The organism is Nitrospirota bacterium, assembly GCA_016219645.1.
Lineage (GTDB): Bacteria > Nitrospirota > Nitrospiria > Nitrospirales > Nitrospiraceae > Palsa-1315.
The window spans coordinates 103,219-119,895 of sequence record JACRLR010000016.1 but is presented as its reverse complement, the minus strand read 5'-3'; the positions used below and the strand labels follow the sequence as shown (position 1 = coordinate 119,895).

17 protein-coding genes are annotated in these 16,677 nt (G+C 57.7%); all 17 read right to left on the bottom strand.

From position 1 onward, the window contains the following. Window positions 1-6: 6 nt before the first annotated feature. A complete protein-coding gene (gene flhA / locus HZB34_04925; protein ID MBI5315293.1) occupies window positions 7-2,100 on the bottom strand; it encodes a flagellar biosynthesis protein FlhA in 2,094 nt (697 codons plus the stop codon). A 14-nt stretch (window positions 2,101-2,114) separates the two neighbouring features. Then, window positions 2,115-3,203: a flagellar biosynthesis protein FlhB gene (gene flhB / locus HZB34_04920; protein MBI5315292.1), complete on the bottom strand. Its 1,089-nt coding sequence runs from the start codon at window positions 3,201-3,203 to the stop codon at window positions 2,115-2,117. Then, window positions 3,196-3,984 carry a flagellar biosynthetic protein FliR gene (gene fliR, locus HZB34_04915; protein ID MBI5315291.1) on the bottom strand — a complete coding sequence of 263 codons (789 nt, stop codon included), beginning with the start codon at window positions 3,982-3,984 and terminating at the stop codon, window positions 3,196-3,198. Before fliR ends, flhB begins: the two co-directional genes overlap by 8 nt. Window positions 3,985-4,017: 33 nt before the next feature. Beyond that, window positions 4,018-4,287: a flagellar biosynthesis protein FliQ gene (gene fliQ / locus HZB34_04910; GenBank protein ID MBI5315290.1), complete on the bottom strand. Its 270-nt coding sequence runs from the start codon at window positions 4,285-4,287 to the stop codon at window positions 4,018-4,020. A 25-nt stretch (window positions 4,288-4,312) separates the two neighbouring features. After that, window positions 4,313-5,008: a flagellar type III secretion system pore protein FliP gene (gene fliP / locus HZB34_04905; protein ID MBI5315289.1), complete on the bottom strand. Its 696-nt coding sequence runs from the start codon at window positions 5,006-5,008 to the stop codon at window positions 4,313-4,315. 97 nt (window positions 5,009-5,105) lie between these two features. Then, window positions 5,106-5,504 carry a flagellar biosynthetic protein FliO gene (locus HZB34_04900; protein ID MBI5315288.1) on the bottom strand — a complete coding sequence of 133 codons (399 nt, stop codon included), beginning with the start codon at window positions 5,502-5,504 and terminating at the stop codon, window positions 5,106-5,108. 95 nt (window positions 5,505-5,599) lie between these two features. After that, window positions 5,600-5,980: a flagellar motor switch protein FliN gene (gene fliN / locus HZB34_04895; GenBank protein MBI5315287.1), complete on the bottom strand. Its 381-nt coding sequence runs from the start codon at window positions 5,978-5,980 to the stop codon at window positions 5,600-5,602. 29 nt (window positions 5,981-6,009) lie between these two features. Then, window positions 6,010-6,984 (bottom strand): flagellar motor switch protein FliM, encoded by a 975-nt coding sequence (gene fliM, locus HZB34_04890; protein MBI5315286.1) that lies wholly within the window; start codon window positions 6,982-6,984, stop codon window positions 6,010-6,012. 19 nt (window positions 6,985-7,003) lie between these two features. Beyond that, entirely contained in the window at window positions 7,004-7,549 is a 546-nt protein-coding gene (locus HZB34_04885) for a flagellar basal body-associated FliL family protein (protein MBI5315285.1), read from the bottom strand. A 654-nt stretch (window positions 7,550-8,203) separates the two neighbouring features. Continuing rightward, the gene (locus tag HZB34_04880; protein MBI5315284.1) at window positions 8,204-9,430 is read right to left on the bottom strand and encodes a flagellar hook protein FlgE; all 1,227 of its coding nucleotides are present in this window, start codon (window positions 9,428-9,430) and stop codon (window positions 8,204-8,206) included. A gap of 218 nt (window positions 9,431-9,648) precedes the next feature. Continuing rightward, a complete protein-coding gene (locus HZB34_04875) occupies window positions 9,649-9,930 on the bottom strand; it encodes a hypothetical protein (protein ID MBI5315283.1) in 282 nt (93 codons plus the stop codon). 146 nt (window positions 9,931-10,076) lie between these two features. Then, the gene (locus HZB34_04870; protein ID MBI5315282.1) at window positions 10,077-11,627 is read right to left on the bottom strand and encodes a flagellar hook-length control protein FliK; all 1,551 of its coding nucleotides are present in this window, start codon (window positions 11,625-11,627) and stop codon (window positions 10,077-10,079) included. Window positions 11,628-12,140: 513 nt separating this feature from the next. Beyond that, a complete protein-coding gene (locus HZB34_04865) occupies window positions 12,141-12,743 on the bottom strand; it encodes a hypothetical protein (protein ID MBI5315281.1) in 603 nt (200 codons plus the stop codon). A 159-nt stretch (window positions 12,744-12,902) separates the two neighbouring features. After that, window positions 12,903-13,325 (bottom strand): flagellar FliJ family protein, encoded by a 423-nt coding sequence (locus HZB34_04860; protein ID MBI5315280.1) that lies wholly within the window; start codon window positions 13,323-13,325, stop codon window positions 12,903-12,905. Further along, window positions 13,322-14,629 carry a FliI/YscN family ATPase gene (locus HZB34_04855; GenBank protein ID MBI5315279.1) on the bottom strand — a complete coding sequence of 436 codons (1,308 nt, stop codon included), beginning with the start codon at window positions 14,627-14,629 and terminating at the stop codon, window positions 13,322-13,324. The genes HZB34_04860 and HZB34_04855 overlap by 4 nt, the downstream gene beginning before the upstream one ends. Next, on the bottom strand, window positions 14,607-15,665 hold the full coding sequence (locus tag HZB34_04850) for a response regulator (protein ID MBI5315278.1): 1,059 nt from the start codon (window positions 15,663-15,665) through the stop codon (window positions 14,607-14,609). The genes HZB34_04855 and HZB34_04850 overlap by 23 nt, the downstream gene beginning before the upstream one ends. Further along, window positions 15,666-16,664 carry a flagellar motor switch protein FliG gene (gene fliG / locus HZB34_04845; GenBank protein MBI5315277.1) on the bottom strand — a complete coding sequence of 333 codons (999 nt, stop codon included), beginning with the start codon at window positions 16,662-16,664 and terminating at the stop codon, window positions 15,666-15,668. It lies immediately after the preceding gene. Between the last annotated feature and the right edge of the window lie 13 nt (window positions 16,665-16,677).

The window sequence follows — 16,677 nt, the reverse complement described above, 5'->3', positions numbered from 1 at the left end:
TTCACCTCAAGGTAGAAGCGCCTCTCCATCAAGCCTGATCGTATCCACCGACTGAAGCCGGACCATCGAATCGAGTTCGTTGAATCCGACTACCGGAACGGCATGAAGGATTCGATCGGTCAATCGACGGATATGGCGACGGAGTGTCGGCGAGCAGAGCAGGACAGGCTGATGACCACGGGCAGCGACACGTTCCACGGTCTGTTTCATCACCGCCAACAGTGTGTGAGAGAGGCCGGGATCCAAGTTCAGCATACCCCCTTGAGGAATCGCCGCAGCCTGCTCGCTCAAGGACCGATCGAGCCGCGGATCGAGCGTGATCACGGGTAACGTGCCGTCTGGAGCCTGATACTGACGCGTAATCGTCCGTCCCAGGGCCTGCCGTGCCATCTCCGTCAATAGTTCAGGATCTTTGGTGGTGCCGGCGTGATCGGCCAGCGCTTCGATAATCGAACGAAGGTCGCGGATCGGGATACCTTCGTGCAGCAGATTGCCCAGGACACGGACGACCGTTCCAAGCGGCAACAGGGTGGGAATCAATTCTTCCACCAATTTGGGATGGGCCTTCGCCAGTTCATCGAGCAGCGATTGCACCTCCTGCCGGCCCAACAATTCATGCCCATGACGCTTAATAATTTCCGAGAGATGCGTGGCGATAGCCGAACTGGCATCCACGACGGTATAGCCGGCCAGTTGCGCTTGTTCGCGCGTAGCCTCCGGTACCCACAGTGCCGGCAACCCGAACGCCGGCTCCTTTGTCGGCACACCCTGTATGAGGCCTCGTTGGGCTGTTCCCGGATCGATAGCCAGCACGTGCGACGGCAACACATCGGCCTTCGTGAGTTCCACACCTTTGAGCATGACCGCATACTCGTTAGGGCGCAGCTGAAGATTGTCCCGAATATGAATGGGCGGCAGGAGAAATCCCATCGTATCCGCAAACTGTTTTCTGAGTCCCTTGATCCGCTCCAGCAACGCGGTTCCATGTTTGCCTTCCACTAACCCGATGAGTCCATACCCCACCTGGACTTCCATCAAATCAAGCGGAGCCAGTTGGGGCGTGGTGTTTTCAGCCTGCGGCGCATCGGTTGCAGGCGCCGGCTCGGAGGAGGACTTGGCCTCCTGCGACAAGCGATAGGCTAACCAGGCTGCGCCAGCCCCCAACCCGAGAAACGCCAGATGGGGCAAGCCGGGAACGACTCCGAGAGCCAGCAGAATCCCGGCAGCCGTGCCGACAGCTTTGGGTGACAGCAACATCTGCCCGGTGATCTGGTTTCCCAGATCGGCATCCGCCGCGGCCCGAGTCACCACAATGCCGGCAGCAGTCGAGATGAACAATGCGGGAATCTGCGCGACTAGTCCTTCTCCGACCGTCAAGAGCGTATAGGTTTGCGCGGCCAATCCGGGGCTCATGCCCTGCTGCAGAACTCCGATCGTGAGTCCACCGACGATGTTGACCAGCACGATGATGATCGCCGCGATGGCGTCTCCCCGGACAAACTTGCTCGCGCCGTCCATGGAGCCGTAGAAATCGGCTTCTTCCGAGATCTCCCTCCGCCGCCGCCGCGCTTCCGTCTCGTTGATCAGTCCGGCATTCAAATCGGCATCGATGCTCATCTGCTTGCCGGGCATCGCGTCCAATGTGAATCGCGCAGCCACTTCCGCAACCCGCCCCGCGCCTTTCGTCACGACGACGAAATTAATGACCACCAGAATGGCGAACACGACGAGGCCGACCGTGTAGTTCCCGCCCACGACGAAATTGCCGAATGCCCGAATGACCTCGCCCGCTGCGGCTGCCCCTTCGTTCCCGTGCAGCAGGATCAAGCGCGTCGATGCAATATTGAGAGACAACCGGAACAACGTCACGATGAGCAGAATGGAGGGAAAGGCGGAAAACTCGATGGGGCGCCTGACTTGCAATCCGACGAGCAGGATAATGACCGACACCGTAATGTTGAAGGCCAGCAGAAGGTCCAGGACAAACCGCGGCAACGGCAGGATCATCAGCATAATGACGCCCACCACGCCCAGCGACACCAGAATATCGGGATGCTTGATGAATGCCGATGGGGACAACGTTTTGGTTTCGGACGCCATGATCTCCTTGTCCCTTATCGGATGGCCCGTTCAGATGTGAGCCCACGCGCGCGGAACACGAACGCAAGAATCTCAGCCACGGCACGGTAGAGATCGACGGGAATTTCCCGACCGATCTCGACGAGCTTATAGAGCGTTCGGGCCACGAATTTATTCTCGACGACCACAACCCCATGCTGTCTCGCCACTGCGCGAATCCGTTCTGCGAGGTGACCGGCGCCCTTTGCGATGACGATCGGGGCGGACATATTCGTCTGGTCATACTTCAGCGCGACGGCCAGGTGTGTGGGATTCGTCACGACGACATCCGCCATCGGCACGGCTGCCATCATGCGTTTCCTCATCATGTCCCGCTGAACGGTCCGCACCCGGCTTTTGATCATCGGATCGCCTTCCGCGTCCCGATGTTCTTCTTTCACCTCTTGGCGGGTCATCCGAAGGGAACGCTCCCACTCGTACCGCTGATAGACAAAGTCCAACCCTGCAACGACGGCGATCGCCCCCGCGATCATGATCGCCAATTTGAACGTCAACCATCCCATGACCGTGAGGAGCCCCCACATGTCATAGTGCACGAGTTCCGGAAGGCGCCGCAGGTCCCGCCCGATGACGAACGCGCCGATGCCTCCGATAATCGCGATGACCATCAAGGCCTTGATCAGCTCAGCGACAGACCGGAGCGTAAAGAGGCGGCCGAATCCCTTGATCGGGTTCAACCGGCCGATGTCGAATGGAAGAGACTCTTTCCACAGGAATCCTGTCTGAGCGAGGATGGCGCCGCTGCCTACGAGCGCTAGCGCTGCGAGAAACGGCAGCATGAGCAGCAGGCTAGTGAGACCGTACTGCATGACCAGCCCGTGAATCTGTTCGATCGTCAGACTGGCCTGAACGACAGGGTCGAACGACATGGCGAGACCCAAACGGGTCACATCGGTCAGCCGATGCAGACCAGGACCGGCGAATAGCGCCATGAGCCCGATGGCGGCGAGCAGGAGGGCCGCGGTCGTCACATCGCGGCTCACTGCGACGTTGCCCTTCCGCCGGGCATCGGCTTTTCGTTTCTCACTCGCCGGTTCTGTCTTATCGTTGGCGCCTTCAGCCATGTCCAAGAATCCTCATGAGCCTCTCGATCGTGTCGTGCAGTCCGATAAACTCCCGTTCAAACAGCGAGACGGTATAGGGCAACGCCAGCCCTAACACCAGCAGGCCTCCCAAGATCGTGATGGGGAAGCTCAATACAAAGACGTTGATCTGCACGACGGCGCGCCCCAACATGGCCAGCAAGATATTGATGAGGATGATCACGACGAGTACCGGCGCCGCCAGTTGCAGGGCGACCACGAACATATGCTGGGACAGCTGGAGCACTTCCTCGCCGACATCCGGAGATAGCCTCGCGCCGAACGGGGGGATCGTCTCGTAGCTCGACACGATCGCAGCCACGACAACCATGTGCGCATTCAGGGAAAGGAAGACCAGCATGGCGATGATTCGAAAGTATTCGCTGATCACCGACGAGTGTTGGGCCGTCATGGGATCCAACAGCTGTACTGCGCCGAATCCCATCTGGACTCCGATCAGATCGCCGGCGACCTCCAGCGCCCCGAACACCAATCGGACGGCCAGCCCGATCATCAGGCCGATGAGTAGTTCGCTCGCCAGCCCCGCCGTCATTTCGAAGGCGTCCTGCGACAGTTGGGGAAGCCGAATGAGCGGTGAGAGCGCAATCCCCAACATCACGACAAGCGCGATCTTGATCTGGTGCGGAACCGTCCGCCCACCCAGCATCGGAAATGCCGCGACAATGCCCCCGATACGGGACACCAACACCAGAAACGACTGGAATTCCGGCAGGACAAGATGAAGTGCGGGCGCCATATTCATGCTGCTCTCATGGTCGATCCCCTGGGCGCCGCGTCACTGCCCATAAAGGGGGATGTTCAGAAACACCTGCGTCATAAACGATGTGAGCACGCTCAACATCCAGGGCAAAAAGAAGATACATGCGACGAACACGGCCACCACTTTCGGCACGAACGTGAGCGTCGATTCATTCAATTGCGTCATGGCCTGGAACACACTGACTGCAAGCCCCACGACCAGCGTGAGCCCCAGGATGGGCGTTGCGACGATCAGCGTGGTTTCGATGGCTTGGCGGCCTAATTCTGAAACCATCTCTGGCGTCATCTCGCTCTACCCTTTCCAATCTCGGTCATTGAAAGCTTTTCACCAGCGACCCGACGACCAAATTCCACCCATCGGCCAACACAAAGAGAATGAGTTTGAATGGGAGGGAAATCATGGCCGGAGGCAACAACATCATGCCCATGGACATCAAAATGCTGGCCACGACCATGTCGACAATCAAGAACGGTATATAGATGAGAAAGCCGATCTGAAAGGCGACGCGTAATTCGCTCAAGATATAGGCGGGGATCACCACATGGATGGGCACCTGATCGACCGTCTCAGGCTTGGGCAGCTTGCTGAGGTCGATAAAGAGATCGAGATCTTTGTCGCGCACCTGCTTCAGCATAAAGGCCCGAATCGGCTTGATACCTTTTGCCCAGGCTTCCTCGTAGGAGATCTGTTCCGCGAGCAGAGGCTGCATAGCCTGGCTATAGACGGCCTCCCCCACTGGAGCCATCACAAAGACCGTGATGAACAAGGCCAGGCTGATGATGATCTGATTGGGCGGAACCGCCTGCGTCCCGATCGCCTGACGCAGAAAGGACAGGACGATGACGACTCTCGTGAAAGACGTCACCATGATGAAGAATGCCGGTGCCAGAGAGAGCACCGTCAACAGTGCAAGAATTTGGAAGACGACGGCAGTCTGCTTGGGGCCTGTCTGGCCGAGATCAATCGTGACAGAAGGATTGGCCCCCCCGATGGCATCCTGTGTCATGCCGAGAAACAGGCAGAATAGGGCGGCAAGCAGAAGGCACGTTCGAGAGCCCTGGTGCCGTTTCGCAGGAGAGGTCACCGATGGGCAGGTGCGGGCATCAGTCGGCATGGCCACCCCCGGTCTCTGTCGTCCTGTCGCGCGGGGGGCCCTGGGCTCCATCGTATGGTGCCGATCTGCCGGGTACGACCGGCCGACCAGATGTCGCACCGGAGAGAAACTGCTGGACCCGTTCCCGGTCTGTGATATGACCGAGAGACACCATCTCTGTCTGGGTCATGCCGACAGCGAAGAATTCCCCCGCGACCGACACGAGAGAAATCGTCTTGCGTGGACCGATGTACCCGCTGGCGAGCACCTGGATGACCTGTGCCGACACAGGTGCGCCCAGCCTGGTTCCGGCAAACCTGCGAATCAAAAACACGAGCCCTCCTATGAGTGCGAGCACAAGGGCCAGCGCCGACACCATTCGTATAAAACTGTCCCAGAAATCGATCACGTTCCTCCGGTCTTGTTTATTTAGTTTGTTTGGTTTGTCTCGTTTATTTGGTTGGACCAAATAAACAAAACGAACCAAATGAACCAAACAAACCCTTATGCGAGCTGCTGCACCCGCTCTGCCGCGCTGATCACGTCGGTGAGGCGAATGCCGAATTTTTCATTCACGACGACGACTTCGCCCCTCGCCACCAGCTTGTTGTTGACGAGCACTTCCATCGGCTCTCCCGCGAGCTTTTCGAGCTCGATCACCGACCCCTGTCCAAGCTGCAGTAACTCTCGAATCACCATCTTGGTCGACCCGACCTGTACGGTTACTTGCATCGGGATATCGAGGATAAAGTCTATGTTCTTTGGCGCAGGGACTGCCCCTCCCCCGTCGAGCGAGGGAAATGACGCAGGAGACGGTGGAGGAGAGGAAGCAGTCGCGGCGGTGGGCGTACTCGTTCCGGAGGTTGCTACTTCATTGTCAGCCATGGACGGTTCTCCTCAGACCTATACATCGTTTACGCGATCACCTTTTCAATGCGGCAGGCGTGGTTCCCTTTCGACACGCCGGGGCTCCCTTGAAATTTCAAGAACCCTTCGACAAAACAATCGAGCGGATCGCCGGGGCGCTGATCCAACAGGATCAGATCCCCCGGAGCGAAATCCAATACATCCCGCACCTTGACCGAGACGGTTCCAAGCCGAACGGACACGGCGACGGGACATTCCTGCAGTTTTTCATGAAATCTGTTGGCCCAGCTGTCATCCTGCTCGACCTGATCCGAGACAATGCCCGAATAGAGTTTCTCTTTAATGGGTTCGAGCATCGAATAGGGGTACACAAGGAAGAAGTCGCTGGTGGTTTCGCCGAATTGCACCTGGAGGGTGGTAACGAATACGATTTCGGATGAAGACACCACCATGGCGAACTGCGGATTGACTTCAGAACGGGCCAGATCGATCTTGACAGTGAGCACCGCGCGCCAGGCTTTCTCCATGTCCTCAAACGCCGATTGCACCAGCTTCTTGATGATCCGTAACTGAATTGGCGTAAAGTCCCGGCCTTCAGGCTTGACATGCGTTTGCGCCTTACCTCCGTAGAAAAAGTCCACGACGAGGTAGACCAGGAACGCATTCAAGACGAATAGACCGTTCCCCCGAAGCGGTTCCATTCGAAACACATTCAGCGAGGAGGGAATCGGAATGGTATTCAGGAACGCGCCGAACTTCATGATCTGCGTCCCGATAATATTGAACTCTACCTTCGTGTTCAGCAGAAGGCTCCACGACAAAGACTGATGCCTCGTAAAACGGTCCGTCACCAACTCGAGCGTCGGCATGCGTCCGCGAATGATGCGTTCTTGATTGAAGAGATCGTACGATTTGACCCCGCCGGCTGATTGGTCCTCGTCGCCTGCCTGGGTCTCAACTTCCCCGGAGGCGACTCCCTTCAACAGCGCATCGATTTCGTCTTGTGAAAGTATTTTTTCCATCGTGGCGAGGGGCTTCCGGTTATTGCACGACAAAATCTGTGAAGTAGGCTGCCCGCACACCTGGCTTGGGAAGCAGACTGTTGACGCGTTGAGTAATCTCATCGCGCAATTGGAACTTACCCTGGGGAGTGCGGATCGATGCCGCATCCTTGCTCGTGAGTAGGACAAGAATCGTGTCGCGTACCTGTGGGACACGGCTGGCGAGTTCGGCCGAGGCGTCCTGATTATCGAGTTCCAACTTTACCGTCAGTTTCAGATAGCGCACCTCCGGCGTATCGGCCAGGTTCACGATAAACGGCTCTACCTCGTAAATCGCGCCGGGGCTGCTGGTTTTGCCGCCACCATGCTTCGTTTGCGTTTCACCGGACCCCGCCGCCTTCGCAACCGTCGCCTCGGCTTTCTGGCCTTCCCCCCCAGATTCCCCCCCCATGAGTTTAAACATCACGAATGCTCCTCCAATACCAAGCGCGAGCGTCCCGGCGACGATGATAATGACCATTTTCACCGGAATTCCCGCTGCAACTGACTTTGACGCTGGTGGTAGCGCGCTTTCTGGCTCTGCCATAGACTCCTCCTCTAACAGAATGCTGAAAACTGGATGCTGAAAAAGGCCGCCAGCGTTATCAAAAGTCAAGGTTGAGGCTAAGGTTGAGTAAACAAGAACCTGTTCGACGCTTAACCTTAACCTCGACCTAAGCCTGCTTCATACAATGGCGCCTCGCTGACGGCCTTTTTGAGCATCCTGGGGGCTCATCGGTAATCATTACGTGCGTCTCATTCGCCGAACCCCATCAGGACAAACATCGTATTTTCATAACCTGCTACTTGAACAATGAGAACGAATGGGAGTTTTGCAATGGCTATGCCATCGGCAAAAAGGTTGATGCAACTGACGCATCAGCCGCAACCGTGCAATTGGCGTATGAATATGATGGGCTGCAGCGGGGAAAACGATGCGCGCCTCTGCCAGAGGCTTGACAATGTCAAAAAACTGACGCCGGACGGCGGTGTGGGAGAAGAAAAGAATCGGCGATCGGAACGCCGAGAGACGGCGTCCCGACCCTCCGAGACTGACGCGACTAGGAGTCTGTGAAAAAACTATTGCAGATGCTCAAAAAGGCCGTTCTCGTCGTTCGTGAAACGTGAAACGTCCAAATCCGGAAACGAACGACGCTTCACGGGTTCGATCGAGCCGCTGGCGGACTTTTTCAGCATTCTGCTACCGCTTGAGATTCACGAGCTCCTGAAGCATCTCATCGCTTGTGGTAATGACTCGGGAGTTCGCTTGAAATGCGCGCTGTGTGATAATCATATCGACAAATTCTTTGCCGAGATCCACATTGGACTGCTCAATGGTCTGGGAAATGAGCCGCCCTAACCCATTGTTCATTGGAGCCCCGGCCAGTGGCGCGCCGGACTCCATCGTTTCGGTAAACCCGTTCTCACCGGAACGTGCCAGTCCGTCTGGATTTGTGAACCGGCTCAACACGACCTGGGCAAGGGTGCTCGTTTGACCATTGCTGAACTGCGCCACGACTTGCCCTGCCGAATCGATCGAGAACCCTTGAAACGACCCGGAGCTGAACCCATCTTGAGTTTGGTTAGTCAAATTTGATGCAGCCCCAAATTGCGTCATGCCTGAGAAATCCATGGCAACCGTCAGTGGCGTGGCCGCCCCGCCGGCAATCGGCAATGAAAATGTCTGCGCACCGCCTCCTGTCAGCACACCGCTCGAATCAAACACCAAATCGGTTTGTGCCGTTGTGGCACCACCATCGATTTGAGAATGCAGGTTCCACGTGTTGGCCGTCGCGTCTTTTACATAATACATCCGTAGCTGGTGCTGGGCGCCGAGTGTGTCATAGACAGTCAGGCCGTTTGAGAAGTTGTATGTCGTGGGATCGGCGGCGTCGAATGCAGTCACCGGAACGGTAGAGGCTGCATTGAGATTGGCCTCCACCGCTGCGGCGCTGGTCGCTTGCGGCGGAACCGTGGCGGTGGACAGGGTGATATTTCCGACTGTTCCCAAAATGACCCCCGTCGTTGACGCTTGATAGCCCTGCAACAAACGACCGCTCGGGTCCACAATCTCTCCGAGATTGTTCACTTCAAATTGTCCTGCGCGAGAATACGTCGTAACCCCCGTGTTATCCCGCAACTGAAAAAATCCGCCCCCATCGATCGCAAGGTCCAACGAATTCCCCGTGTTCGAGAGGGAGCCCTGGGTAAAACTCGTCTGCACATCGTTCAAAAAAACACCCAATCCGACCTGGTTGGCGCTCGACCCACCACCAAGCGAAGCCGAGACTAAATCGGCGAACGACGCCCGGCTCGACTTGAACCCTACGGTCCCGACATTCGCAATATTGTTTCCGATCACGGACATGGCGTTGCCGTATGAATCGAGTCCGCTGACAGCCGAAAAAAGCGAGGTCAAAATTCCCATGATCCATCTCCTTTTTTATTATGATGTTCTAACAGCCGACTCGACTATAAGACCGCCCAGCATGGTCCCTACAATTCTCTCTACCTCTCTTAGGGAGAGCGGCCAAGGCTGCCCTTTACTGCGCGCATCGAACGAGCACAGTTTTATCGTGCGCGTTCTGCGAGCAAGAAGGGCACCTGGCCACTCCCCCCCTGCTGGCGGACTTTTTCAGCATCCTACTACGCCTGTTGCACGCTTGGCTTCTGACTCGACGCAAGGGTGGATTCTTGTAGTTCCACGCTCCGCTTCATCAACCTGACAAGGTCGGTCATTTGATTCAGTTGACTGAACTGCGCCGTCTGCGCGATGAAATCCTGGTTTTCAAGAGGTTTGAGCGGGTCCTGATACTTGAGCTGGGTGACGAGGAGTTTCAAGAACTCGTCCTGGCCAAGCTCTTTCGGCCCAGTCGCCGGCGGGGAAGTTGTCACAGTCGAATTGGTAAGCGCAGCGATGTCGATCATGACTGTCTCCTTTCATTCAACACAGTGTTTGGGTCTTTCTGGTCTGTTCGGTCTGTCTCGTCTATCTGGTCTGTCTCGTTTCCGGACCAAAGGAACCAGATAGACCGAATAGACCAGATAGACCGGCTGGCTTTTTCACCATCTTGCTATGCGAACAGACTCAATGTGCGTGTGGATCGATAATTGGGCCGTTCTTGATCATGAGATTGTTCGCTCTGGCCCTGTGCCGCCGGCTGCTGTTCCGACGCGCCACCGTTTCGTCGAGACTGCCGATCGGGAAATGCTTCTTGCCGACCCTCCTGATTGACGTGCACCTGAAATTGGCCGAGTTCCAGGCCAGACTTGGCCAGACTCTGCTGGAGCTGATCCTGGCGCCCGATGAGGATTGCGCCAAGATCGCCGCGATCGGTGGTGAACTGTGTATGCACCGTCTGGTCCATCATGGAAATTCGCACACTCATTGGCCCTGCCTCGTGAGAGGGCAGCTCCACCTGAACGGTTTGGGTCATTCCACGCGCCGCCGTCATGGTTGCAGAATGATCTTCACCGAGGACGGCCTGTGCCAGCTTGAGTTGATCCGCCGCCGGCGTCAGATTGGACGCGATGGCTCCCTGCGGCAAGAACTGTGTCTGCCGCGCCGACGTGAATAGGTCGCTGAACAACGAGGGCTGGCTCCCTCGCAGCGCCGATTCCGGAGCTCCACTGGCGTTGAGTTGAACCGGGCCTCCTTCTGCCTCTCCCTGCGCCGGGTCACCGAATGAGCCTTGTGCCCCACCTCCACTCGCTTCAATCACCCGAACCGCTAGAGATTGGCTCACCGGCGTGGCCCCAGGATCTCCCTGCTCTTGGATAATTGTCGATGGGCGAATGTCTGCCGAAGGGCGGACAAGAGATTGAACGAGCGCATTCCCCTGCGCCGTAGAATGGAGATCGGTGCTCCCGTGATTCTCCATCATAGGAGTTGGCCCTTGATCGGGAATCGGTGAACTCGGTGGCCGTCTTTCGGAAGGAGCCGAAGCATCGGACGGTTGTTCGAGAGGAACAGGCCCGACATGAACTGGAGCAGCATGGCCATTCCGACTGTGTGGCTTATTCGTGGTCGGTGAGGCAGATTGTGTCGCAGGGACTTCATTCGAGCTATTTGGATTGAACACGGGCTGCGGCAGGGACGCGTGGGAAGTATCCGTGGTCTTGGGCTGTGACGGATTGTTCGCCACAGGCTCAAGGCCCGGAGTGCGATCGTCAGAAGGTTCGGCGACCGTCGGATTCAGCAGGAGAAGAGGTATCGATGCAAGTTGTTGTACAGCAGGCCCATTAGGATTCTGGCTCGGGCTCGAATTCTGGTCCACGCTTGCGTTTGCATCCACGATCGGTGGGGACTCAGCCCTGTCGGCCATTGTGGATGTTACCTCCTGAATATCGGGCGCTTGAGGGAGCGACACGACCACGATACCGGTCAACGAAGGTCCCGTTGCCTGGTCACCGACTGCCGTGACTGGAGTTGGTGCAACCGGATCGTCGGCGTCGGGAAGTTGGGTGGTCGGCCCGTGATCTATGTTCCGTACCACGTCTTTGAGGAGGACAGAAAAGGCTCCGCACTGAGGACGCTGCTGAGTCTGACCTGTCTCTGCCGACGCGTTCGAACAGGGTTGAGCAGTCGAACAGTCTGTGGCGGGATTGAGAAGCCCAATAGCCATGGTTGCGACGAACTCCTTTACCCTTTGTAAAGATGCCCCGGATGCTGGACCTGGCATCTTCAATCCCCATGCCATCTTAAAAATCACTGGAAGTCTCATCCGGCGTAGAGTTATCGCAGGGATTACGAGCCTAGGGAAAAGAAACAGGGAAGAAGATGCAGGGTAAGCAGGCAAAAATTTCCGGGCCGACGAAATGAAGGGACTCTCGGAATATAGCGGAACAGAGGAAGGGATGGAGCCTGATGATCTTCCGTGCTCGCGCAACGCGCGGCCTAGGAAGGCCCTCGTTCGACGCGCGCGGTGGAGACCACACCAGCCGTCCAGCAAGGCCGCAGCGGGCGACTACAAATGATCCTTTCCAAGATTGCTCATGGACCTTGTCCCTGGGATGGCTCGGATGAGTCCCCCACTGCGCGCGTCGAACGAGCACATTCCTATCGTGCGCGTTCCGCGAGCACAGGGGACTCACCGGGCCATCCCATCCCCCTGCTGGCGGACTTTTTCAGCATCCTGCTAAGGAGCAGCGAGGAGTTCTTCGGTCAATTTCGCAGCACGTTCGACTTTCACCTGTGACAGGATGGCCCCCGCAGATTTACTCTTCAGGGAGCGGAGAATCTCCAACGCTTTTCGATCGGGCATTCGTTCAATGCGTGCGGCCGCCTCTTCCGCAGGCATGCTTTCATACATCTTCGCCAACTGTCCAAGCTGTTGCTTGCGCAAGTCGGCCGCCTGGTCGCTTTGTAAGCCCTTTTGACTCAGGACGGCCTTCTCCCTTTCGAGACGACGCTGTTCTGCCGCCTCGACCCTGTTCAGGATCTGCTCAACCTCAGCTTTGAGAATCGTCAGTCGTCCCTCCGCCGCACGAACCGCGCTCTCGCGACGTTCCAGATCCTGCTTTCGCTGCTGGAACATGGCCACCATTTCCTCCGGCACAATCAGCGCCGGCCCTTGAGCCGATTCAGCTGCCGGAGTGAGAGAATCGCTCCCCGATACCTTACTCGGTTCCGCTGATACAGAGGGAGGCTCCGGCCCCTGCTCAGCTGAGGCCGGAGCCGGTTGGGCCGTTGCCCAAGACAGGGCGATGAGCACCGCAATCCCGGCACGGACAGACCACATCAGAGGACCGTTATTCGTGAAGCGTGAAACGTGAAGCGTGAAACGTGTCACAAAGACCACCGTATCTCCTCCGGGCCATACGCTCTTCACTCCCGCAATACGCCCTGCGCTATCAGTTCGCGCTCCCCGAATCACTGTTCCCGTGTTACGCTGCTGCAATCACATCATGGTCGTTCGGCGCGCCGCTTCATCCATTTCCATTTGATCAACTCTGTTTTGCACAAGACGACGTCGTTGGCCTATCCGCTCTGCCAGACGATCGAGTGTGCGGCGATCCTGCATGGCTTCGCGCAACTCACCCTGCTTCTGGTCCCATGCTCCACGGAGCTGCTCTTCCATCTGTCTCGCGGCCACCGACTTCGACGTGTCTGCGGCCAGTCTGGACTGCCACACAAGAAATTCATCCAGCGCCAGTCCTCCAGCAGCCTTGCCCGAGTACTCATCTGTCGTGCGCCTCATGCGCTCCTCAAGCAGACGAGCGCGCGCTTCGAGCTCGTGCAGTTCCTGGCGCAATCGGAAGAGGTCCACCCGTACGATCTCTTCCACCTGTGCACGATAGCGCCGCAACAGGCCGAGCTTCATGCTGTCGCCTTCACCAGCGTCAGCAAGTCGTCGATCGAAGCATCGAGTGAGAAAGATCGTTCGATGTCCTGACGAAGAAAGGCATTGATGCCGTCTTGAGCCCCCACGGCCTTGTCGAGATCACGATTGGCGCCTGCTTTATAGGCGCCGAGCAAAATGAGATCCTCGGATTGCTGATACCGCGCCTGAAGCTCGAGCATGGACCGGGCCGCCCTATAGTGGTCTCGCCCCACAATGTCTTTCATCACCCGACTCGTGCTGTTCAGGAGGTCGATTGCCGGGAAATGATTGCGCGCGGCCAACTGCCGTGAGAGCACAATGTGGCCGTCCAGAATCGATCGAGCCGTCTCCGCAATGGGATCGGCGAGCTCATCACTCTCCATGAGGACCGTATAGAGTCCGGTGATGGCGCCGGAACCGGAGCAAGTCCCGACTCGCTCCAGGAGCTTGGGCAACATCGTAAAAACAGAGGGGGTGTACCCTTTTGTCGTCGGTGGCTCCCCGATGGCGAGCCCGACTTCCCGTTGGCTATGGGCCAGGCGGGTGAGTGAGTCCATCATCAAGAGCACCTGTCTGCCGCAGTCTCGAAAGTACTCCGCAACCGCCGTCGCAACCAACGCACCTCGTAACCGCACTAACGGCGGCTGGTCCGACGTCGCCACGATCACCACCGAGCGACTGAGCGCCTCAGGAGTCAGGTCTCGTTCCAGGAATTCGTTGACTTCACGTCCCCGCTCGCCGATGAGGGCGATGACATTCACGTCGGCCTTCGTATAGCGGCTGATCATCCCGAGCAAGACGCTCTTCCCGACGCCGGAACTGGCGAAGATGCCGACCTTCTGACCCCGGCCACAAGTCAAACAGGCATTGATCGCCCGGATGCCCAGATCAAGCGGTTCGGTAATGCGGGTTCTCATCAGAGGATTGATCGGCGCGGCATGCAGCGGGTATCGGTGCTCGGTCATCAGAGGACCGCGCCCGTCCAACGGCTCTCCCAGCCCATTGAGCACGCGCCCGAGCAGTTGGGGACCGACTGGGACCGAGGCGCAGTGGCCTTTCATGAAGAGCCGGCTGCCGGGGCCGATCCCGCGCATCTCTCCGAGCGGCATCAGCAACACACGATCGCCGCGAAACCCGACCACTTCAGCCGGCACATTTCCCTCTCCATCTTCGCGCGTGACATCGCACAATTCCCCGACCGACGTCATGGGGCCATAGCCCTCGATCACGATCCCGACGGCCTGGGCCACACGGCCCGAGACGACAAGAGGATTTGTATCTTCAATCAGATCGACGAGATTCATGGCGGCCTCGTTTCTGTAAGACCTCTCCGAGCCTCAGCAACTGCCGGTCCAGCGAGGCGTCGACCAGTCGATTCATGGTTTCCACCACGCAACTTCCCCTGGAGAGAGACGAATCGCCTTCCACATGCAGCGTAAACGATGTCGGCCGGTCGCGGCACAACTCCGCGCAAGCCGATTCAAGTATCGGTGCGTCGGACGGATGCGTTCTGACAGTGACGACTCCCGCATCCCGAACCGTCGCCAAGGCCGATTTCAACAATCCAAGTACGGCATCCCGCCGATCGATCACCATATCGCGCAGGATGCGTGTCGCCAGACTGAACGCCAGGGCCGTCACGTCCTCTTCGACGGTCTGATGAAGCGACGTCCACCGGTCGTCGAAACGCCGGACTGTTTCGGCCAAGAGCTGCTGCTCCTGCCGTCTGGCTTCCGCAACTCGTGCGCCGGCTCGCCGTTCACCCTCCGCAATCCCTTGATCATAGTCTGATTGGCTCTGATCTCCGACAAATCGATGGCCGGTATCGAAATCGGTCAGCGCGAGACTGCGACAGCGAACCCCCGCAGCACGAACCACCGCCTGCTTGAGGATCGTATTCTCCGACCGCAGGTGATAGAGATCGAGGAGGCGATTGACGGTCAATTGGAGCGCCTTGTTGTCGAACGGCTTCATCAGAAACTCCGCCGCTCCTGCCTTCATCGCCTGAACTGCGAGATCGACGGTTCCATATCCGGTCATCACCAGCCCCATCATGCGGTGATCGAGATCACAGGCCTGCTGGAGCAACGCGATGCCATCCTGATCCGGCAGTTTGACGTCCGTAATCATCAGCGACACCGGAAATTCTTTTAGTGCCGCACGAGCTTCCCGCGCCGATCCAACCGCGCGCACGCGGTGCCCCGCCGACTGCAGCAGCCTCACCAACAATTCACGGATCGCCTCTTCATCGTCGACCACCAAGATTGCGCTCTCCCGTCGCCCACCGGAACTGACGCAGGGCTGGGTGAGAGTCGCCTGTCCGTTCGACGCAAGTTCCATTTACAGCACCGCCTCCCCTTCGCCCCCCCCGGCAATGACGATGCGCCCTTCCTCTTCAAGCTTCCGGCAGACTTTGAGGATGTTCTGCTGCGCCTTCTCGACATCCGCCACCTTCACCGGTCCCCTCGCCTCCATGTCGTCCTTCAACATCTCCGCCGCTCGGCTTGACATATTCTTGAGGAACTTCTCCTTGGTTTCCGGACTCGCTCCACGGAGCGCCACAGGAAGATCCTCTTTACTGATTTCTTTCATGAGCTCTTGCATGCCACGGTCGTCGAGCTTGATCAGGTCGTCGAAGACAAACATCAGTCCTCTGATCGTATCGGCCAAAAGCTGATCCCGTTCGGCGATTTTCGACAGGATGCTCCCCTCGGTAGCCTTGTCGAGGGTCGTAAGAATATTGGCCGCGGCTTCAGCGCCTCCGACCGTCGTCGCGCGAGTGCCGGCGCTCGCGATGAGAGAACTCTGCAGCGCATCGCTGAGTTCTTCGAGCACGCTCGGCTGCAAGTCCTCCATCGTCGCAAGGCGCAAGGCGACATCCGCTCGAAGGGCTTCGGGTAAGTCCCTCATAACGGTGCCGGCCTGGTCCGGATCCATATGCGCGAGAATCACGGAGATCGTTTGGGGATGCTCGGTCTTGATCATTTGTGAAGCGGCCTTGGCATCAACCCACTTCATGGCGTCGAGTCCCGGATACACCTTACTGGTCATAGACTCGAGCAGTCGGTTCGCTTTTTCCTGACCGAGCGCCTTGGAGAGAATAGTTTTGATGTATTCTTTTCCATGAAATGCCACGTCACCGCTTGCGCTCGCCTTTTCAAACTCGTCGATGACGGCCGATTCTTCTTCCCTTGTAATATTGGCCGTCGCGTTCATAGAGGCCCCTAGCCGACGGATCTCCTTGGGATCAAGGCTCTTCATGACCATCGCCGCGGCGTCCTCCCCGATGGCTTTCAGAAGAATGGCCGCCTTTTGCTCGCCGGTGAGTGGTGTGGACATCGCTACCTGCGCC